4 protein-coding genes and 1 pseudogene are annotated in these 5,023 nt (G+C 65.7%); 4 read left to right on the top strand and 1 reads right to left on the bottom strand.

Annotated elements, in window-relative coordinates:
- From ACWDKQ_RS34260 to ACWDKQ_RS34250, 3 genes are all read left to right on the top strand, one after another.
- The coding region (locus tag ACWDKQ_RS34260; protein WP_450142913.1) for a flavin reductase family protein at positions 1-537 on the top strand (537 nt) is incomplete at its 5' end.
- A 46-nt stretch (positions 538-583) separates the two neighbouring features.
- On the top strand, positions 584-2,413 hold the full coding sequence (locus ACWDKQ_RS34255) for an AMP-dependent synthetase/ligase (RefSeq protein ID WP_450142912.1): 1,830 nt from the start codon (positions 584-586) through the stop codon (positions 2,411-2,413).
- 79 nt (positions 2,414-2,492) lie between these two features.
- Positions 2,493-3,464, top strand: a complete 972-nt coding sequence (locus ACWDKQ_RS34250; protein WP_450142911.1) for a LysR family transcriptional regulator — start codon at positions 2,493-2,495, stop codon at positions 3,462-3,464.
- 44 nt (positions 3,465-3,508) lie between these two features.
- Here ACWDKQ_RS34250 and ACWDKQ_RS34245 read toward each other — a convergent pair whose 3' ends face one another.
- Positions 3,509-3,865: a VOC family protein gene (locus ACWDKQ_RS34245; protein WP_450142910.1), complete on the bottom strand. Its 357-nt coding sequence runs from the start codon at positions 3,863-3,865 to the stop codon at positions 3,509-3,511.
- A gap of 167 nt (positions 3,866-4,032) precedes the next feature.
- Here ACWDKQ_RS34245 and ACWDKQ_RS34240 point away from each other — a divergent pair.
- Positions 4,033-5,023 (top strand): annotated as a pseudogene (locus tag ACWDKQ_RS34240) (pyruvate dehydrogenase); the annotation flags it as partial.

Raw genomic sequence — 5,023 nt, 5'->3', positions numbered from 1 at the left:
CCGACCCGGCCGCTCGGGCCGCTCGCGAGGCATGGAATGACTGATCGTGTGGACGAGTTGGATCCGGCGGCTTTCCGTGGCGTGCTGGGCCGTTTTCCTTCGGGTGTGACGATCGTGACGACGCGCAGTGAGTCCGGCACGTTGCACGGGTTCACCGCGAGTTCGTTCGCGTCGTTGTCGCTTGACCCGCCGTTGATCCTGGTGTGCCTGGACCGGCGTGCCAACTGTTTTCCTGTCTTCCAGGCGGCTGAGCGGTTCGTGGTGAACATCGTGACGGCCGCGCACGCGGGCCTCGCGATCAGGTTCGCGAGGAAGGGGGAGAACAAGTTCGCCGGGGGGAACTTCGAGTTCGACGAACAGGGGCATCCGTTCCTGCCTGACGCGGCGGCGGTCATCCGGTGCGAACTGGAGCAGGTCGTACCAGGCGGAGATCACGTGATTTTGATCGGCCGGGTGCACGATGTTCAGGCAGGCAGCGACGAGCCGGTGACGTGGTATCAAGGTGACTTCCTTCATCTCGGAGACAGCGCCGCATGAACATCACCGCGCGGGGGCGTGTCAGCTCCGGAAGAGAGGCCGTGTCATGGACCTGACCAATTTCGAACCGACCCGGACCTTTCCGGGGCTGTTGTTTGATCGCGCGCGGAGAGAACCCGACGCCGTCGCGATGCGTCACTGGCGTGACGGGGTCGTGCAGGAGATCACCTGGCGGTCCTATGCGGACCATGTCCGTGATCTCGCCCTCGGCCTCCTCGCGCACCGGGTCAAGCACGGTGACCGTGTCGCGGTGATGTGCAGCGCTCGCCCGGAGTGGGTGTTCGCCGCGCTGGCCGTGCAGAGCGTGGGCGGTGTCGTGATCGGTGTGTACCCGACCAACTCGGTCGCTGAGATCGAGCAACTCCTCGCGCACAGCGAGGCGGTCGCGTTCATCGGTGAGACGGCGCTGGAGCTGACCAAGGTCGCGAAGGTGGCCGCACGCATCCCGTCTCTGCGGCTGGTGCTGGGCATCGACGACGCTCCGCCGGAGCTGCCCGGGCCGGTCACGGCGATGACGTGGGAGGCGTTGCGTGAGGAAGGAGCGTGGCACGCCGGGGACAAACCGGATCGGTTGTCGGAGTTGGTCGCCGCCGGATCCCTCGACGACGCCGCCGTGCTCTTTTACACCTCGGGGTCCACGGGAGCGCCCAAGGGCGTCACGCACTCGCACCGGACCCTTCAGCATGCGGTCCAGACCTTTGCCGGGTTGTATCCGGAGATCACCCGCCGCCGATACGACGTGGTGGGCTTCCTGCCGCTGGCGCACGTGGCGCCGGCGCTGGTGGTGGTCTTCACCCCGCTGCTGAGCAAGCTGATGGTCACCTACTGCCGCATGGATGTCTACGAAGAGGTGTTGCGTTCCGTGCGGCCGACGTCAGTGCTCTGGCCGCCACGGTTCTACGAGAAGATCGCCGGTGAGCTGATCGCCGCAACCAAGTCCTGGCCGTGGTGGCGGCGCCGCGCCTACGACGCGGCCATGTGGGTCGGCCGCAGGGTGGCCCGTGACCGCTGGTCCCACCGCCGGCCGTCGGCGCTGCTGCGGATCGCCTACGCCGCGGCACTGCGCGGGGTCTTCCTGCCCTTGCGGGCGACCGTCGGTATGGATCGCATGCGCCTGGCCTACACCGCATCCGCGGCGATGCCCGAGAGCGTCCTCGCGATCTGGCAGATCTGGGGCCTGGATCTTCGCGAGAACTACGGGCTGACCGAGACCGCGGGATGTCCCATCGCGCACTTCGACCAGCCCTTCCCTTCTCCGGGCTTTATCGGCAGGAAGTTCCCGGACCCGCGTTTCCAGGTGAAAGTCGCCGACGACGGCGAAATGCTGATCAGCGCGCCCTTGCTGTTCACCGGATACTGGCGCAACCCGGCGGAAACCGAGGCTGTTTTACAGGACGGCTGGCTACGCACCGGTGACCTGGTGCAGCGGGCACCCCGCGGCGACATCCGGCTCATCGGCCGGAAGAAAGACGTGATCATCACCCGCGGCGGCAAGACGATCAATCCTCAGCCCATCGAAACCCGGTTGAAGGAGAGCCTGCTGATCAACGAGGCGATCGTGGTCGGCGATGCCCGCAAGTACCTCACCGTCCTGCTCGAGCCCAGCGCGAGCGCGGACACCCCGTCTGCTGAGGCCCTGGCCGAAAGCCTGCGAGCAGAAATCGCCAGGGTCAACGCGGACCTTGCGCGGGTGGAGCAGTTGAAGGACTTTCGTGTGCTGCCGCGGCCCCTGCAGGCCGAGCGCGGCGAACGGACCGCGAACGGCAAGATCAAACGCACGGCCGTCGTGAACTCCTTCGCGGCACTGATCGACGACATGTACGGCGTGAACGACGACGCCGCGATCGCCGACCACGTGCGTTCCAAGCCCAACTAAGGCAAACGCCGGGGGCCGGCCGCGGCCGGCCCCCGGCGCCGCCACGTCCATCCCAGCGTGCGCGACAGGAGGTGAAGCCATGCCGATTCCTGACTTGACACTGCAGCAGCTTCGAGCGGTCCAGGCCGTCGCCGCATCCGGAAGCTTCACCAAAGCCGCCGCGCTCGAACACATCTCCCAGTCGGTCCTCAGCCGCAGAATCAAGGAGGTCGAGCGTCTCCTACGGGTCCGGTTGTTCGAACGCACCACTCGCCAGCTCGACACCACCGCGGCGGGCCAAGCCTTTCTGCTCATGACGGGCACCGTCCTGGACGACCTCGACACGAAGCTGCAACGTTTCATGTCCTACGTGGCGGCCCAGTCCGGAACCGTTGCCCTGAGCGCACTTCCCTCGCTGGCCGCTGTGGTGCTGCCGGAGATGATCCGTGGTTTCCTACCGCAGCACCCCGAGGTGACCTTCGAGATCAAAGACGGCGACGCCGCCGACGTACTCGGCAACCTCGCAGCGGGAACCGCCGAACTCGGCCTGAGCGCCAACGACGACCTACCCCACGATTTCTGCTTCATACCGTTGCTGCGCGAACAGTTCTACGGCGTCGCCCACCACAGCCATCCCTGGTCGACACAGGCCAGCCTCTCATGGCCGGACTTCCGGGGCGAAACGGTGGTCGCGACACCGCCCGGGACCAGCATCCGAGCGATGACCGACGCAGCGTTCGGCGAACACTCGATCCCGGTGAGCCGGCACTTCAACGCGCCGAGCGTAACGGCGATCGGCGGGCTCCTACGGGCAGGCGTGGGTGTGGCGGCACTGCCCGCGTTGGAATTACAGACCTTCGGCCTGGACGATCTCATCGTAATACCCCTGAAATCGCCCAACGCGACAAGAGTCACCGGTGTGGTATACCGCGACAGCCAAAACCTCTCACCAACCGCGGCTCGATTCCTGGAATTCGCACGTACGGCTGAGATCAACCCCCCACCAGGGGTGTCTCGCGTCCTCAGCGAAACAGCCGGCATAACCGGCCACACACCCAATGCAACCGTCTAAAAAGGACGAATGCGTGTCGAGAGGCGCATTGAGTAAGTGGCACGCTACTGCGGTCCGTACACGACGAAGGTGTTTCCCCAGGGGTCGCGCGCGACGGCTCGCACCTCGTGCGGGCCCCGCTGCGGTTCCCGGACAACGGTCCCGCCGCTTTCCACCAGTGTGGCCAGTGCCGCCGCGACATCGGAGACCTTGAACGACGCCGCGGGCGCGCCACCGGTGATGTCTTGCGAACAGCCGGCGAGCGCGAGCGTGGTACCACCCGCGTCGAGGGCGGCGTAGCGGTCACCATCGACGAATTTCGTTACCAGGCCGAAAGTTGTGGCGTAGAACCGCACGGCCGCGTCGACATCCTCCACCGGGTGCAGCACATTTCCCAATGTTACCTGCTCGGATTTCGTCATGCCGTTCATACCGTGAACGTAGTCGATTGTTTCCCCGGAGCCGGGATTCTTGCGACATCGGCAACAATCCTGGGCGGCCGCAGCGTTGCGCGACGGGATGGAAACGGGCAACGATGTGGAAGTTCCACTGCGGTAAGCATTTCATGGCTCTATGAAGGAGTTTTACAATGTCCGCGCCCATCGTTGCCCCTGCCGACACATGCGAGGATCGGTTGACGGTGCTCGCGGAGATCGAGCAGCGGGTGCGGTGGCTGGCCACCGCGATCATCGACCACGCCAACCGGGTCCGGCCCAACCCCACCGGGCTGAAAGTCGGCGGTCACCAGGCGTCGTCGGCGTCGATGACCACGCTGATGACCGCGCTCTGGTTCGAGCATCTGCGCTCCGGAGACCGGGTTTCGGTCAAGCCCCACGCCTCACCGGTGCTGCACGCGATCAACTACCTGCTGGGAGAACTCGACGAGTCGTACCTGACCACCTTGCGGGAATTCGGCGGGTTGCAAAGCTACCCCTCGCGCTCGAAGGACCCGGACCCGGTGGACTACTCCACCGGCTCGGTCGGCATCGGCGCGACAGCACCGATCTGGGGTGCGGTGGCACGACGTTACGTCACAACACTGGGAGAACAGACCGGCACCGGGCGCCAGTACTCCTTGGTCGGCGATGCGGAACTGGACGAGGGCGCGGTCTGGGAAGCACTCATGGACCCGATGGTGGCCGAACTGGGCGAGGTCGTGTGGATCGTCGACCTCAACCGGCAGAGCCTGGACCGGGTGGTGCCCAACATCGGCGCGCCGCGGTTACAGGGCATGTTCACCGCCGCGGGATGGCAGGTCCTCACAGTCAAATACGGCCAGTTACTCCACGAACTGTTCAAGCGCCCAGGCGGCGACGCGCTGCGGACACGGATCGACGAGATGCCCAACCCAGAGTTCCAGCGGCTGCTGCGCTGCACGCCGGCACAGCTAAGACAACGGCTACCCGACACACCGCAGCTGGCGTCGCTGGTCCGCACACTCGACGACGCCACACTGCACACCGCGATCCGCAACCTCGGCGGCCACGACCTGCACGCCGTCAACGACGCCTTCGCCCACATCGACGACACCCGGCCCACAGTGATCTTCGCCTATACCGTCAAAGGATTCGGACTGGCAA

This window comes from Saccharopolyspora sp. NPDC000995, from assembly GCF_053599315.1.
Note: the sequence above shows the minus strand (reverse complement) of the source record. Positions and strands in the feature narration are given on the sequence as shown.